General features: G+C 39.1%; 19 protein-coding genes. 15 read left to right on the top strand and 4 right to left on the bottom strand.

Features of this window, described 5'->3' with window-relative positions:
• Window positions 1-8: 8 nt before the first annotated feature.
• The gene (locus ACXAF2_RS02185; RefSeq protein WP_475137182.1) at window positions 9-779 is read left to right on the top strand and encodes a sporulation protein; all 771 of its coding nucleotides are present in this window, start codon (window positions 9-11) and stop codon (window positions 777-779) included.
• A 96-nt stretch (window positions 780-875) separates the two neighbouring features.
• Window positions 876-1,196, top strand: coding sequence for a YodL domain-containing protein (locus ACXAF2_RS02180; protein ID WP_148994108.1), 321 nt, complete (start codon window positions 876-878; stop codon window positions 1,194-1,196).
• A 74-nt stretch (window positions 1,197-1,270) separates the two neighbouring features.
• Here the strand turns inward: ACXAF2_RS02180 and ACXAF2_RS02175 are convergent, their stop codons facing one another.
• Together ACXAF2_RS02175 and ACXAF2_RS02170 are read right to left on the bottom strand one after the other, a co-directional pair.
• Window positions 1,271-1,414, bottom strand: a complete 144-nt coding sequence (locus ACXAF2_RS02175; RefSeq protein WP_187443262.1) for a hypothetical protein — start codon at window positions 1,412-1,414, stop codon at window positions 1,271-1,273.
• Between the two features lie 17 nt (window positions 1,415-1,431).
• Window positions 1,432-1,554, bottom strand: a complete 123-nt coding sequence (locus ACXAF2_RS02170) for a hypothetical protein (RefSeq protein WP_262371772.1) — start codon at window positions 1,552-1,554, stop codon at window positions 1,432-1,434.
• 130 nt (window positions 1,555-1,684) lie between these two features.
• Here ACXAF2_RS02170 and deoD point away from each other — a divergent pair, with 130 nt between their 5' ends.
• The 5 genes from deoD (at window position 1,685) to ACXAF2_RS02145 (ending at window position 6,784) form a co-directional block, all read left to right on the top strand.
• Entirely contained in the window at window positions 1,685-2,389 is a 705-nt protein-coding gene (gene deoD / locus ACXAF2_RS02165; RefSeq protein WP_475137181.1) for a purine-nucleoside phosphorylase, read from the top strand.
• Between the two features lie 147 nt (window positions 2,390-2,536).
• Window positions 2,537-3,394: a M15 family metallopeptidase gene (locus tag ACXAF2_RS02160; RefSeq protein ID WP_475137180.1), complete on the top strand. Its 858-nt coding sequence runs from the start codon at window positions 2,537-2,539 to the stop codon at window positions 3,392-3,394.
• Window positions 3,395-3,566: 172 nt separating this feature from the next.
• Complete coding sequence (locus ACXAF2_RS02155) at window positions 3,567-4,154, top strand: YitT family protein (protein ID WP_475137179.1); 588 nt, start codon at window positions 3,567-3,569, stop codon at window positions 4,152-4,154.
• Between the two features lie 120 nt (window positions 4,155-4,274).
• Complete coding sequence (locus ACXAF2_RS02150; RefSeq protein WP_475137178.1) at window positions 4,275-5,735, top strand: lmo1851 family serine protease; 1,461 nt, start codon at window positions 4,275-4,277, stop codon at window positions 5,733-5,735.
• 113 nt (window positions 5,736-5,848) lie between these two features.
• Window positions 5,849-6,784, top strand: coding sequence for an LCP family protein (locus ACXAF2_RS02145; RefSeq protein ID WP_475137177.1), 936 nt, complete (start codon window positions 5,849-5,851; stop codon window positions 6,782-6,784).
• Between the two features lies 1 nt (window position 6,785).
• Here the strand turns inward: ACXAF2_RS02145 and ACXAF2_RS02140 are convergent, their stop codons facing one another.
• Window positions 6,786-7,511: an AlbA family DNA-binding domain-containing protein gene (locus ACXAF2_RS02140; protein WP_475137176.1), complete on the bottom strand. Its 726-nt coding sequence runs from the start codon at window positions 7,509-7,511 to the stop codon at window positions 6,786-6,788.
• 264 nt (window positions 7,512-7,775) lie between these two features.
• On the opposite strand from ACXAF2_RS02140, the gene ACXAF2_RS02135 reads away from it, so the two are divergent.
• The 5 genes from ACXAF2_RS02135 to ACXAF2_RS02115 all read left to right on the top strand — a co-directional run bounded on the left by ACXAF2_RS02135 (window position 7,776) and on the right by ACXAF2_RS02115 (window position 11,636).
• The gene (locus tag ACXAF2_RS02135) at window positions 7,776-8,696 is read left to right on the top strand and encodes a CobW family GTP-binding protein (protein ID WP_475137175.1); all 921 of its coding nucleotides are present in this window, start codon (window positions 7,776-7,778) and stop codon (window positions 8,694-8,696) included.
• A gap of 23 nt (window positions 8,697-8,719) precedes the next feature.
• Entirely contained in the window at window positions 8,720-9,013 is a 294-nt protein-coding gene (locus tag ACXAF2_RS02130; protein ID WP_475137174.1) for a hypothetical protein, read from the top strand.
• An 11-nt stretch (window positions 9,014-9,024) separates the two neighbouring features.
• The gene (locus ACXAF2_RS02125) at window positions 9,025-9,387 is read left to right on the top strand and encodes a DUF2085 domain-containing protein (RefSeq protein ID WP_475137173.1); all 363 of its coding nucleotides are present in this window, start codon (window positions 9,025-9,027) and stop codon (window positions 9,385-9,387) included.
• Window positions 9,388-9,479: 92 nt separating this feature from the next.
• A complete protein-coding gene (locus ACXAF2_RS02120; protein WP_475137172.1) occupies window positions 9,480-9,902 on the top strand; it encodes a MarR family winged helix-turn-helix transcriptional regulator in 423 nt (140 codons plus the stop codon).
• 114 nt (window positions 9,903-10,016) lie between these two features.
• A complete protein-coding gene (locus ACXAF2_RS02115; RefSeq protein ID WP_475137171.1) occupies window positions 10,017-11,636 on the top strand; it encodes an MDR family MFS transporter in 1,620 nt (539 codons plus the stop codon).
• An 88-nt stretch (window positions 11,637-11,724) separates the two neighbouring features.
• Here the strand turns inward: ACXAF2_RS02115 and ACXAF2_RS02110 are convergent, their stop codons facing one another.
• On the bottom strand, window positions 11,725-11,970 hold the full coding sequence (locus ACXAF2_RS02110) for a DNA alkylation repair protein (protein ID WP_113970969.1): 246 nt from the start codon (window positions 11,968-11,970) through the stop codon (window positions 11,725-11,727).
• Window positions 11,971-12,041: 71 nt separating this feature from the next.
• On the opposite strand from ACXAF2_RS02110, the gene ACXAF2_RS02105 reads away from it, so the two are divergent.
• The 3 genes from ACXAF2_RS02105 (at window position 12,042) to ACXAF2_RS02095 (ending at window position 13,975) form a co-directional block, all read left to right on the top strand.
• On the top strand, window positions 12,042-12,323 hold the full coding sequence (locus ACXAF2_RS02105) for a hypothetical protein (protein ID WP_475137170.1): 282 nt from the start codon (window positions 12,042-12,044) through the stop codon (window positions 12,321-12,323).
• Window positions 12,324-12,488: 165 nt separating this feature from the next.
• A complete protein-coding gene (locus ACXAF2_RS02100) occupies window positions 12,489-12,848 on the top strand; it encodes a hypothetical protein (protein WP_475137169.1) in 360 nt (119 codons plus the stop codon).
• A gap of 320 nt (window positions 12,849-13,168) precedes the next feature.
• On the top strand, window positions 13,169-13,975 hold the full coding sequence (locus tag ACXAF2_RS02095; protein WP_475137168.1) for a CAP domain-containing protein: 807 nt from the start codon (window positions 13,169-13,171) through the stop codon (window positions 13,973-13,975).
• Window positions 13,976-14,011 lie beyond the last annotated feature (36 nt).

Raw genomic sequence — 14,011 nt, 5'->3', positions numbered from 1 at the left:
AAAATCATATGTCATTTTTCAACAAAGTGTTTGCTTCAATAGGAATCGGAGCAGCAACAGTAGATACAAAATTAGAAAAATCAAGCTATCAAGCAGGTGAAACAGCAAAGGGTATAGTAGAAATTACCGGAGGGAGCGCAGATCAAAACATCGATTCAATTTATTTAACTCTCTTTACTACATATATTCGTGAATCAGATGACAAAAAATATACAGATTATTCACCCATACAAAAAGTGCAAATATCCGAGCCATTCACCATCGGCGAAAATGAAAAAAAAGAGTTTCCTTTTACCTTTACCTTGCCTTTTGAAACCCCCATCACGTATGGAAACACAAGGGTGTGGGTAGCCACCGGCTTGGATATTAAAAATGCGGTTGACCCTAAAGACAAAGATTATATAGAAATCATACCGAATGAATTGACGAATGCGGTGCTCACATCAGTTCAGGAACTGGGCTTCAGGATTCGTAAGGTTGAATGTGAGGAGGCACCACGCCGCTATAGAGGACGATATCCATTCATACAGGAATTCGAATTCGTACCGGTCAATGGCCCATATCAACGAAAATTAGATGAACTTGAAGTGATGTTCCTCAATCAATCGGAAGAACAAGTGGATCTGCTCCTGGAAGTGGATCGACGGGCAAGAGGGTTAGGTGGATTTTTAGCAGAAGCTCTTGAAATGGACGAATCCATGGTCAGACTGACAATTAGAACGTCAGATATCCCACATCTCTCATCTAAACTGAAAGATGTGATAAATAAATTCGCTTAAGGGATCGATTCGACAAAGATTCCTATGTTTCCACGAAGGATTCGACAACGTCTATGTGTAATAGTATGAGTACAACATAATGACGGAGGGGTGCTCATGCCTTTACTTGAAAAAATCATTCGTCCCAAGCTTTTGAGATCGAACTATGACATGACCATTTTCCAAACTCCAAAGTATGGAGAGGATAAAGGCTATGAAAAGGTGTATCGTATCTCGGTTGAAGCAAATAATCATGAAGAAGCTCTGTATAAAGCGTTCAGAACATTTAACGTACCGGATTTGGTTCCTAAAGATTATCAGGGCAGATACATTGCTACACGTGATATTATCTTTATTGACGAGGGGCGGAGGGGTCATTATTATTATCGCCTTCAACCGAATGGATGGAAAAGAGTGAACAGGATCTTGATTCATTAAAATATGGAACAACGGAAAAAAGGAAAGAATCTTTCATCGAGGTAAGATTCTTTCCTTTATTTTATTGGCAGTACTTATATGTGATTACCCGGACCGTTTTTCCGGTTCTGAGCTGAATTCTCCTTAGCATGTGCATTGTGCTCTGCATCCAGTGCTTCTTTTGGGATATGGTTATTTTTCTTAGGAGCATTGATTCGGTTTCGGTGTTTTTTACCCATAGAAATCTTCCTCCCCGTTATGATTTAAGTCTTTCAGTTCTTGAAGAGTTAGGTTGTGTCCCTGTACGGGTAGAAGGGTTTGTTTCATTTGCATGCTGAACTGCTTGCTTCAGCTTCTTACTCATTTTTTCTTTAGCCATGTGAATCCCTCCTTCTGTCGTTAGTTTGACCCCATACACTGTATTCTATCCTTCCATTTTCAAGCGTTGCATAAGAAATAAAAAAGGATTACAATGGTGTTTCAACAGACTTGTTAGGAGGAAAAGGAAATTGAGTATACATATTAATGCAAAAGAAAATGAAATAGCAGAAACGGTTTTATTACCAGGAGATCCACTTAGAGCAAAGTACATTGCAGAAACATTCCTGGAAAATCCAACATGTTATAATGAGGTTCGTAATATGTTTGGATACACTGGGACATATAAAGGGAAAAGAATTTCGGTTCAAGGGACAGGCATGGGCGTACCATCCATTTCCATTTATATAAACGAATTGATGCAAAGCTATAACGTACAAAACCTGATCCGTGTAGGTACTTGTGGAGCTATCCAAAAGGATGTTAAGGTTCGGGACGTCATTCTGGCTATGACTTCATCAACTGATTCTCAAATGAACAGATTAACGTTTAATGGGATTGACTATGCACCGACAGCTAACTTTGATCTACTTAAGCGAGCTTATGATGCCGGCGTGCAAAAAGGCCTTAACTTAAAGGTAGGAAATGTATTTACTGCAGACATGTTCTACAATGACAATGCAGAGCACGAAAAGTGGGCTCAATACGGCATTCTGGCAATTGAAATGGAAACGTCAGCTCTATATACATTAGCTTCAAAATATGGACGCAACGCACTATCTGTACTTACAGTCAGTGATCATATATTAACAGGTGAAGAAACGACAGCAGATGAGCGTCAGACAACATTTAATGAAATGATTGAAGTTGCATTGGAAGCTGCTATTCAAGAGTAGATCCATTTACGATCAATAGAAACTGCTTACATTCCCACTCCGGGTGTATAGGCAGTTTTTCATTTTGTGAAGTATATCCTGCTTACAGAAATCTTATTACATGATAAGATGTTGGATGGAAACATTTTAGAGAAACTAGGTGAAAGTATGAAAAAGATCATCTTCGTAACGGCTGCTTCCTTGATTATGTTATCGGGATGTTCACAAGTACAAGATTGGTCAGAGAATTTATTTGGCCAAAAACAGCAAGAAACGAAAGAAAAAGAACCTAATCAGCAATCTCAAGGAAATCAACCTGAGCAGGATGAACAGCCGGAACAAGAACAAACTCCCACTTCAGAGGAAGAAGCAGTTCCCCCTGAACTACAATTAGAGTCTCAATACTTTAATGATGTGAAAGTAGTGGATGGAAAACAAGTGATTCAAAATCCCTCCAACCTTTTAGCGCTTGTAAATAAGGAATACGCATTAGATGAATACAAACCTACTGATTTGGTTCGCCCAAATGTTCCATTTGTATTTGGTGATCAAGAACTTGAAAAGGCGTATCTTCGTAAAGAAGCGGCAGTGCAGCTGGAGGAAATGTTCGCTGACGCCAAATCACAAGGGGTTTTACTGACGGCTATTTCTGGTTACCGTTCATATGAATATCAAAAAATGCTGCTGGAAAGAGAAATTGCTCAATTCGGAGAAGAAAAAGCCGTAATGGCCGTGGCACCGCCGGGACAAAGTGAGCATCAATCGGGATTAGCCATGGACATATCAAGTCAAAGTAATAACTTCCAGGTAAATATTGAATTTGCCGATACGAAGGAAGGGAAATGGCTTGCTGAAAACGCCTATAAATATGGGTTCATCCTTCGGTATCCAGAAGATAAGGTCTCAATTACAAACTACCAGTATGAGCCCTGGCATTTCAGGTATGTTGGTAAGGATGCAGCTAAAGTCATTCATGAAAACGATTGGTCTTTAGAGGAATATTTCAATAATGTGAAAAAGATATAATGATTTTTAAAAGGGTTAGGGGCTGTTGGCTTCTGACCCTTTTCTTTTTGACTTGTGTATGATAATGGCATCTCTTATTCGATCATTACGTCCTCTCTTGTTCTGTTTTCTCAAGATTTCACATACAACAATAATAGGGGCTGTCCCAGTATGAGGTGAGCGGGTGAAACGTATGTTGAGGACTTTTAGCATTATTATCATAGGAAGTGTATTTGTAGGAATCGGCATCAATCTTTTTTTCGTGCCGCATCATTTCCTGGACGGGGGTATGATTGGGATTGGCCTTATTGCCCATTACTGGTTTGGTTTTAAGCCTGGTCTCACGATTATCTTACTGAGTGTGCCGTTATATACGCTGGCTTTTTTTGTGGACAGAAAACTTTTCTATAATAGTATTCACGGTCTCTGGTTATCCTCGTTAATGATAGACTTTTTTCATCATTGGAAGAATATGTTCACTCTTCCCCCGCTTATGAGTGCATTCTTAGGAGGGACATTTGTTGGAATTGGAATCGGCCTTATGCTAAAAGGAAACTCCGCCACGGGAGGATCTGATTTAATGGCTCAACTGATTGGAAAAAGTTTTCAAATGAATGTAGGGAAATTAATTTTTGCATTTGACAGCATCGTGCTGGTGGTTGGTTGGCCGATCATCGGTACGGAGTCTTTCTTATATTCTTTATTTGCTGTCAGTACAGTAGGGTTTTTTACAACGATTTTGACACATCATAATCATGACAATGGATTTTCCTTTCGTTAATATTGAAAAGCTGATAGAATAAAGAAGCTATGAGCAGGAAGATTGCTCATATAGCTGTTTCGTGATAGTGTAGTCGGTAAATTCACACAAGATACATAGCAACGAAAGTGGTGGAAAGCTTTGGAACAAGATAAGACGGATCAGTCACAACAAGAAACCGATACAAGTTTTATAAAAATGAAGAAGTTTAAATTTGTCATGCTCTTGTTTTTCCTTGTATTTGCAACTGCAGGAATTACAACATTTGCACTGGCGTTTGGAGACGAGAAGGCAGTAAATGTAGGAGTTACCGAACGTTCAGAGTTTCAAAAACTTTATGAAGCGTATGATAAGTTAAATGAAAGTTACTTTAAAGACCTTGATCAGGACACGTTAGTAAACGGTGCTATTAATGGGATGCTTGATAGTGTGGGAGATCCTTATTCTGACTATATGAATGTTGAGGAAGCTGAAAAGTTCCAGGAAAGCATCTCTTCTTCTTTCGAAGGGATCGGTGCAGAAATACAGGAGAAAGAAGGATACATATCCATCGTTTCTCCGATAAAAGGTTCTCCGGCAGAGAAAGCTGGATTACAGCCGAACGATACTATCACGAAAGTGGATGACAAAAGTATTCAAGGAATGTCTGTTACCGATGCGGTACTTCTCATTCGTGGTGAAAAAGGGACAAAGGTTACATTGACCATTCAACGACCAGGTCAGGATAAGCCAATGCAAGTAACCATTACTAGGGATGAAATACCAATTGAAACGGTTTATGCAGAAATGAAAGAAAATGGTGTAGCTGAAATTCAAATTACGAGCTTTTCGGAAAATACGTATAAAGAATTAACGGAAGCATTAAATCAAATGAACGATGAAGGAATGAAGAAGCTTGTTCTTGATTTAAGACAAAATCCCGGTGGATTGCTTGATCAAGCTGTGAAAATCTCTAACTTGTTTGTTCCTGAAGGTGAAGTTTTATTCCAAGTAGAAGACAGCAACGGTAAAGTGGAGAAGTATGTTTCCGAATCAGGGCAGAAGCTAGATGTGCCAACTGCTGTGCTTGTTGATGGCGGAAGCGCAAGCGCTGCCGAAATCTTAGCAGCAGCTGTAAGTGAGTCAAACGATATACCTCTTGTTGGAACGAAAACCTTTGGTAAGGGAACGGTTCAAACAGCCGAAACCTTCCAAGATGGATCAAACATGAAGTTTACAACGGCTAAATGGTTAACGCCAGATGGCAATTGGATTCATGAAAAGGGAATCACTCCTGATATTGAAGTGAAGATGCCTGAATATGCGCAGCTTCCATACATCAATCCTGAAAAGGAACTGAAGGAATCAGACCTATCCGATCAGGTGAAAACAGCAGAGCAAATGCTGAATGCACTGGACTTGAATCCAGGAAATGTTGATGGATATTACGATGAAGATACAACAAAAGCGGTTAAGCAGTTCCAGGAAAAGAATGAACTAGAGGTAACTGGAACGTTAAATGCTGAAACGACGGTTAAGCTTATGTCCAATCTTCGAGATAAATTAAAAGAAAATGATCCGCAAGTGAAAAAAGCGATCGAGGAATTAAACAAAAATAATTAAGTGGAAGATCTCAGGTCAAAGTACCTGAGATTTTTTTTTGGCTATTGGTTTCTTCTTACTCGTATAGAATATATGAGATGTACCAACAATGAGAGTATATATGAGGTGATCTTATGAAAAAAACGGCGTTACTGCTGACTTTAATATTTTCTGTATTCATTGTTGTAAGTTGTTCGCCTTTCTGGGGTATGCGAGAACAACCGGCACCCAAAGATGAAGTTCAATCCCAAAAGCATTTCTTAGAAGAAAAGGATGAATCGATTTTCCCTTTGGTCCTTCAGGATAAACAATCTCCTGTTAATGTTCTTCTTATCGGTTCAGATCAACGAAAGAACGAACCTGCCCGTGCAGATGTATTAATGGTTGCTCAATACACTCCACAATCCACATCCATCAAGATTGTTTCCATCATGAGGGATACATTTGTAAACATCCCTGGATATGAAAAGAGCAAAATTAATCATGCTTATACGTGGGGTGGAGAAGAGCTTCTGGTCGAAACAATCAAAAATAATTTCAACATAGATGTTCACCATACAGTGAAAGTGGATTTTAATGATTTCATAAACGTGATGGATCTCGTTTTTCCTGAAGGGGTCGGGGTTACAGTGTCAGAACCGATGATCAATTATTGGAAATGGACTAAGGAACCCGGGAAGCAAATGTTAAGAGGGGAAGAAATCTTACAATATGTAAGGTTTAGGGGAGACATCAAAAGCGACTTTGGACGAGTGGAGAGACAGCAGGAAATCATGGCGTTAGCTGAAAAAAGTCTAATGGAGCAAATGCAGTCCGGTGAAGGCATTTCAACCGTCGTTTCCATTATGAGAGAAGGTTTAAAAAACGTAGAAACCACTACACCAATGAGTGAAGTAATAAAGTATGGAATGTCATTAATGCTAAATCCCGTAGACCGGGTGGATACACTTCGAGTACCAATAGAAGGGAGCTTTACGGACCTTTCTACTGTGAATGCTGGACAGGTATTAGACATGGACGAACAGAGGAATCTAGAAGCCATCAGTGAGTTCCTGAAAACGGTTGAGTGATTTACCAAGAATGAAATTCGGATGAATCCAGGTCCAGGAAAGTTTCTATCTTTTTCATCTTTCTTACAATCAAATCATGCAGGTATTTTTTGTACTTCAGGTCTTCAGCTTGATCATGTTCCAAATGCAGAACTTTAAGGTGATCCAGATGTTCTCTTAATGTACGCTCATCACTATCCGACCCCCCGGACTGGACTTTGCGGAGAATGACGTCCACCAATTTTTCGTGGCTTGCTTCGATTGTCTTCGTCCCCTGTCTGGCATAAATGGCCCCATACCGTAATTCACCTCTTGTCACAATAGAGGTATATGGAACATATCGGGGATCATAGTCAATGATGAGAACCTGGAACCGTTTTAAGCTCAACAATGGGTGAATCCCTTTTGGGAAAATGAAATCCTCGGTGCGATAACGTAAATATTTCGGAAGCAGATGCTGTAGTTTATTATCAACATCTGCTTTATCTAAAAATTCCTCATCTGACAATCCCTTTAAATCTAACGATCCATCATCGTCTTGCATCACTCCTATAATGATGCATCCGCCTCCTGTATTGGAGATAGCCAGAATATGCTTCGCCATTTTTGTGAATTCAATCCAATCTGATTTGAAATCCACATAATCCGTTTCCCCAGTATTATGAAGCAACAGATCCTTCAATGTTTCATGAGAAGGATTCTTCAAAAAGTCTCTTAACTTAAGCGGAACAATCTTCTCATAGTACAATGACAACCCCACCTTTATCGTACTCACATGTTATGAATTCTGCCGTAATGGAACGGTCTTTTATAATGATTAATGGAAGAAATAACTAACATCCAAAACCTATCTTAGTCGACTCAATTCCTGGTAATTTCATTCTATGCGTAGAAAAACAATAAAACCCTTTTTACAATGGCTCTTTTCTAAAAGTTTGTTGTTTTTGAATTCATTGTGTTCACAAGCGCTTTCTAATAGAATATGTATAGGATCTATAGAGAGGAAGATTAAATGAAGAAAGATGTTTATATACTATCCGGATTCCTTGGCAGTGGAAAGACGACCTTATTAAAAAATTTACTTCAAGCCTTAAAGGATCAGAATAAAAAACCGGCTGTATTAATGAATGAATTAGGAAGTGTATCCATCGATAGTGATGAAGTTGAAAATGATACGGCTTTACGGGAGTTGCTTGATGGATGTATATGCTGCACCATATCAGAAAAGCTGGAGTCACAGCTTCAGGAATTACTGCTCAACGAAAATTTCGATGTACTGCTTATTGAAACAACAGGAGCAGCCCATCCCGTCGAGGTTGTCGATTCCATCTTATCCCCACTGTTTGCAAATCAGTTCGAATTTAGGGGGATTGTTACTATTGTGGATGGACTACAGTGGAAACATAGGGGTGAATTCAGTCCGGCAGTCTTACATTTGATGAGGGAACAAATTCGCCATGCGGAGTATATTGTGGCAAATAAGATGGATTTGCTTACAGAGATGGAGCAGGGAACATTCTCGTATGAACTTCAGCAAATCAACCCAAATGCTAAAGTGTACTTAACGAACTATTCAAAGGTCTCTATGACTGACCTATTCTCTTTAAAACCAGATAACCGAAATGGTTCTTATGAGAAAGCATCCATTGGAGAGCATCTAACCTTACAAGCAATCGTGTATACTTTCAATGGATCAGTCAATGGAGAAGCGTTTGAAGAATGGGTGAAAAATCAACCTGACAGCATTTATAGAATGAAGGGGTATATTCCTTTACAGGGTCGAAAAAATCCAACCTTGTTTCAATATTCATATGGTATGCCCTTATTTATGCCGGGAGACATGAAATATCCTACCAACTTCGTCATAATTGGAGAAGATTTACATAAATCAGAAGTAATACGTTCATTGCAGGAAATAGATATAACCGAATAACCTAAGGGGTGGAGAAACAATTCATGGTGTTTCTATTGTTTAGTGTAGAACTGATCTTATTTATCGGTGGACTTTACGGGTTGAGTATACATGAGACCACTCTGCAGTTCATTATCTTTACGGGTCTCATCGTACTAAGTGTCATCATGTTTATTTCAACGATCGTGTATTATCAGCGAAAAAAACAGAAAAGGGAAAGGACCAATGATTGTTGGGACTGTGCAATTTATTCACCTGACTGCCTTCCTTTTCCACGGGGAAAGAAGTTTGACTGTGATTCACCGGACTGTGACTGTACTCCGGACTGCAGTCCATAGGAGGGAATAGAGTGAAAGGCATCCTTACATTATCCTTTATGCCCTGTCATAGAATTCGAGAACGTTCACTCGTCTTCAGGGGGAAGCAATTTCCCGTATGTTTCCGCTGTATGGGTATTCTCATGGGCATTCTAATCGGGGTCCCGTTCGTTTGGTTGTATTTCCCTTTGGGTACATTCGTTCATTTGCTTTATGGGGGCTTGCTCATCTTCCCCCTACTGGCAGATGGATACACTCAGAAGTGGAACTGGAGAACAAGTACTAATTCGTTACGGTTGCTGACCGGTCTCCTATGTGGGATCGGACTATCGATCAGTATCATTTTATTCTCCAAACTGGGAGTCAGAACCATCATGATCTTGACTGGTTCATAACCATTGACAGATCATAAGAAAATGTTTAAACTATAATAGTTAACTTAGTGAACTATTTATTTAGTGCAAGAAGTGAGAAAGGTCGATTTTTATTGGGAAAAGAAATGTACGAATTAGAGGGATTATTCAGATCCGTTTTTAGAATGATGAAATCAGATATTCGAACCATTTTTGGTGAGTTCATTTCTAATGGAGAATTTCGGGTACTCCAGCTCATTAGCGAGAATGGGGCATTAAAATCCTCGGAAATATCCAAACGTATGGAAGTATCGGCAAGTCACATCACGTCCATTACAGATACATTAGTAGAAAAAGGCTATATCACAAGAATGCGGTCGAACGAAGATCGTAGAGTAGTAGAGTTAGCTCTGACACCTCAGGGCGAAGAAATGCTTTCTCAATGTGAAGAAAAAAAGACTCAATACTTTCAAGAGCTATTTGTGAAATTTAATAAAGAAGAGATAAACCACCTGATTGAACTGTTTGAAAAACTATTAGCATCGAATCGCAAGTAATAAGTGTAAGCATGAGAGAGTGAGGGTTGACCGTAATGGGTCATCCCTTCTATTATGCTTAATTACTTAAGTAAGTGAATTATTCTTATTATAAATATTAAGGGAGACTTAAAAATGGAGCACTTAGAACATCGTAAAAAAGTAATGATCATGATAGCTATCATGTCAGCCATGTTATTCGCAGCATTGAATCAAACGATAGTAGGAACCGCTTTACCAAGGATTATTTCTGAGATTGGTGGAATTGACTACTATAGCTGGGTGTTTACAATCTTTATGTTAACCAGTTCGGTAACTGCCATATTAGTAGGGAAATTATCGGATATGTATGGAAGAAAACCATTCATCCTCCTTGGTATAGGAGTCTTTATGATCGGGTCATTCTTGAATGGACTTTCTTCCTCAATCATTCAATTAATCATCTTCCGGGGGATTCAAGGCTTTGGAGCCGGGATGATCATGTCTACTGCGTTTACGGCTGTAGGAGACTTATTTTCGCCTCGGGAAAGAGGGAAATGGCAAGGGTTAATGAGTAGTGTATTTGGTCTCGCAAGTGTGTTCGGACCTACATTAGGAGGCTGGATCGTTGATAATGCAGATTGGCATTGGGTATTCTGGGTCTTCCTGCCAGTAGGTTTCGTCGCCTTCGGGATGATTTATAAAATGTTTCCTTCACAAAAACCAAATAGAGGACTGAAAGTGGATTATTTGGGCTCTGTTATGCTTACTCTGACGATTATTCCATTATTATTGGCCTTTACATGGGGTGGAAATGACTATGAATGGGTTTCCCTTCCGATTATTGGGTTACTGTCAGCAACGGTGATATTCTTTGTTTTATTTATCATTACGGAAAAGAAAGCAAGTAATCCCGTTCTTCCACTTCAATTGTTCAAGAATAAAATCTTCACGCTATCCAATATCATTGGATTTATTCTGGGTGCCGGGATGTTTGGAGCCATTATGTATATGCCGTTCTTTATTCAAGGGGTCATGGGTACATCTGCCACTAAGTCGGGGTTGGTGATGATGCCGATGACATTGAGTATGGTGATTGCAAGTACAGTTGGTGGGCAGATCATTACGAAGACAGGCAGATATAAATTTCTGGCCCTAATCGGTTTGTTCGTAATGAGTGCAGGAATGATTCTTTTATCCTTTATGGATACGAACACTACCAATACAACGGCCCTTATCAATATTATTATAGTAGGAACTGGTCTTGGGCTGAGCTTTCCTGTGTTTACTTTAACGGTTCAAAACGCTGTTCAGCATAAATTCCTTGGTGTGGCTACCGCTGCGACTCAATTATTCAGGCAAATAGGAGGTACCATTGGTGTAGCCATCATGGGTACCGTGATGAATACTTCCATGTCTTCAAAGATGACTGAGAAAATGTCAGAAGTAAAAGACTCACCTCTACTTACAAATCCTGAAACCTCAGGAGTGTTGAAGCAGCTTCAGGATCCTCAAAACATTATGAATGGTGAGAAATTAAAAGAATTACAATCAACATTACCTGAAGAATTCCAGGGGATTTACGCAACCATTCTCGAAGGAGTGAGAGAGTCGTTAAGTTTCGCTTTAACGAATGTCTTCTTTATTGGTGCTATTATACTTCTTGTTGGTTTTGTATTAACGTTCTTTATGAACGAAATCCCATTACGTATGTCGAATAAAGATGTAACGGAAGAAGAGAAAGAAACAAAACTTAAAGAAGCTTCCAATCATTGATTGGCACCAGTTCTAAATAAGAAAAGGGGTAACCGGGTGGATCTGTATTTAAACACAGTGCCAACCAGTTGCCCCTTTTTAATATGAATTACATCGTGCTTTCTCCAAATTTCTTAAACGTCATCTCATCCTCTACTAAACCGCAAGCGGCACATTGTACTTTTAAGTCCGGTCCATTGTATGCAAGATGAAACGGCTCGGTCTGCCCTTCTTCATAACTTTGTACAACTTCTCCAGAAGCAGGGTCGAGTTTCACACTCTGAGATACTTGTTGTATAATATTAAACCGGGTGCGATTCGTTTTACAGCTGGGACAGCGATAGGGTGTAGTCATGTACATCACCTTTCTTTGTTTTTTTCTAGTATGCATTATTAATAAACTTTTTATGTAAGGGCTGATTGAACATGGAATTAGAATCATTCGATGCATTATTAGAGGCATACAGGCAGATATGGAAAAACAGACTATTAATAAGTGAGGGTACTTCTTCAGAAAAGATCCTGAAGGAAACCATTAAACGTGAATTATTGGACGGCAATAGTCATCCAAGAGTGCGTAAATCAAAAGAAGAAAAATACCTCTCAGCTACCAAGAGAATCATTGAATCGGACCTGACGAGTGAAGAGCAAGTATCATTAATAAAAGTACATCTTGAAATGGTCTCACAATTGAATGGAGATACATAATGGTATTAAAATGTTTTACAGGTATAACTAAGGACAGACCTTGCGTAACCATTCACGATGGAATATATAAAATATTCAAATCTTCTCATTCTGAGCATTTTTCTTCATTTTATACCTGCATAGGTATAAAATGAAGATTAGATTATTATGAAGGATGATGCCAGTATGCTAGTGATAAGCTTACTTCTTTTTAGTGTACTTTCTTATATGTTGCACTATCGATATTTCCCTGTCAGAACAAAACAGTGGTCTTCTTTTGCGGTAACTTCCCGACATGTGGTGGTGGATGTCCGGGATTATCAGGATTCTTCAAAAGGGGATTGCGATAACATTATAGCAATCCCATGTGGATATATAAGAAGGCATTCCAGCGACATCCCTGATGGTTCTATCGTGGTATTGGGGAGTAATCCCATTGAATGCAATGTAGGTATTAGACAATTAAAACGACTTGGTTTTTCCGTAGAAGGATATATCATCATCGAATCTGACAAAAAATGTAATGAATACCTGTCTTTAGGATAAAACAGCTTGTTATGTGAAATGTTACTGTAACATCCGTTACAATGAAAGGTCCTTTAAAAAGCTGTCAATATTGATATACAGGTAATTATTAGTCTTCAAGACTAAATAATACAATCATTGGAAATGTAAGTAAATCATTTCAGGAATACAATTCTCCCTACTAGAATCAGTGATTACTATAGTACTATAGAGTAATTGTCTTTCAAAATAGAACAATTGATTCCTAGTTACCAAGTTCTCCCGTAAATGTAACAAAAACAGGGTGGTATGATGAATGTGCAGCAAAGAAAAACACATTCACTAAGGAGGAATTCATTTTTATGAACAAGAAAATGATGATTTCAACTGCAACAGCATTCACTTTATTAGCAGCACCATTCGCGGCAGGTAAAGCTGACGCTGCAGCACCATGTCCGACAGATAAAGTTGCACAACAAGTGAACGCATTTAAATATAGTGGTAATCAAGAAGATTTAAATAAATTTGTACAAGATACTCTAGCAAAATACCAAATCGATGGTAAGAATATTAATGTACAAGAGCTGTTAAATGGCCAAGCTCCTAAAGCTCAGGCAGCACCAGCGCCTGCTAAGGAAGCATCAAAAGCAGAGGCTCCAGCTCCTAAAACAGAAGCACCAAAATCAGAAGCACCAGCACCAAAAGCAGAAGCTCCAGCACCAGCACCAGCTCCTGCAGCAAACGAACAGCAACAACAACCAGAACAACAAGCTAGTGAAGAAACTGGTCAATTAAGCCAATATGAGCAAAAAGTGGTTGAATTGACAAATCAAGAACGTGCAAAGCAAGGTCTTCCAGCTCTTAAAGTCGATACTGAGCTAAGCAAAGTTGCACGTGAAAAGTCTCGTGATATGCAAGCGAATAACTACTTCTCACATGATAGCCCGACGTACGGTTCACCGTTCGACATGATGAAGCAGTTCGGCATTGAATACAGCTCTGCCGGTGAAAACATCGCTATGGGTCAACCTACTCCGGAAGAAGTAGTACAAGCTTGGATGGACAGTGATGGCCACCGTAAAAATATCTTAAGCTCAAACTACACTCATATCGGTGTAGGACATGTAGAAAACGGTAACTACTGGACTCAACAGTTCATTGGTAAATAATATAACACAATCATGAAAGCAGCCTCTCTTTAGGAG

This window comes from Rossellomorea sp. ABR4_004 (assembly GCF_056159585.1).
This window is presented reverse-complemented; position numbering and strand designations above follow the sequence as displayed.

Bases quoted from the DNA above. Each gene is read 5' to 3' on its own strand.
- ACXAF2_RS02185 (WP_475137182.1), top strand. From the start codon at position 9: ATGTCATTTTTCAACAAAGTGTTTGCTTCAATAGGAATCGGAGCAGCA.
- ACXAF2_RS02180 (WP_148994108.1), top strand. From the start codon at position 876: ATGCCTTTACTTGAAAAAATCATTCGTCCCAAGCTTTTGAGATCGAAC.
- ACXAF2_RS02175 (WP_187443262.1), bottom strand. From the start codon at position 1,414: ATGGGTAAAAAACACCGAAACCGAATCAATGCTCCTAAGAAAAATAAC.
- ACXAF2_RS02170 (WP_262371772.1), bottom strand. From the start codon at position 1,554: ATGGCTAAAGAAAAAATGAGTAAGAAGCTGAAGCAAGCAGTTCAGCAT.
- ACXAF2_RS02160 (WP_475137180.1), top strand. From the start codon at position 2,537: ATGAAAAAGATCATCTTCGTAACGGCTGCTTCCTTGATTATGTTATCG.
- ACXAF2_RS02155 (WP_475137179.1), top strand. From the start codon at position 3,567: ATGTTGAGGACTTTTAGCATTATTATCATAGGAAGTGTATTTGTAGGA.
- ACXAF2_RS02145 (WP_475137177.1), top strand. From the start codon at position 5,849: ATGAAAAAAACGGCGTTACTGCTGACTTTAATATTTTCTGTATTCATT.
- ACXAF2_RS02135 (WP_475137175.1), top strand. From the start codon at position 7,776: ATGAAGAAAGATGTTTATATACTATCCGGATTCCTTGGCAGTGGAAAG.
- ACXAF2_RS02130 (WP_475137174.1), top strand. From the start codon at position 8,720: ATGGTGTTTCTATTGTTTAGTGTAGAACTGATCTTATTTATCGGTGGA.
- ACXAF2_RS02115 (WP_475137171.1), top strand. From the start codon at position 10,017: ATGGAGCACTTAGAACATCGTAAAAAAGTAATGATCATGATAGCTATC.
- ACXAF2_RS02110 (WP_113970969.1), bottom strand. From the start codon at position 11,970: ATGACTACACCCTATCGCTGTCCCAGCTGTAAAACGAATCGCACCCGG.
- ACXAF2_RS02105 (WP_475137170.1), top strand. From the start codon at position 12,042: ATGGAATTAGAATCATTCGATGCATTATTAGAGGCATACAGGCAGATA.
- ACXAF2_RS02100 (WP_475137169.1), top strand. From the start codon at position 12,489: ATGCTAGTGATAAGCTTACTTCTTTTTAGTGTACTTTCTTATATGTTG.
- ACXAF2_RS02095 (WP_475137168.1), top strand. From the start codon at position 13,169: ATGAACAAGAAAATGATGATTTCAACTGCAACAGCATTCACTTTATTA.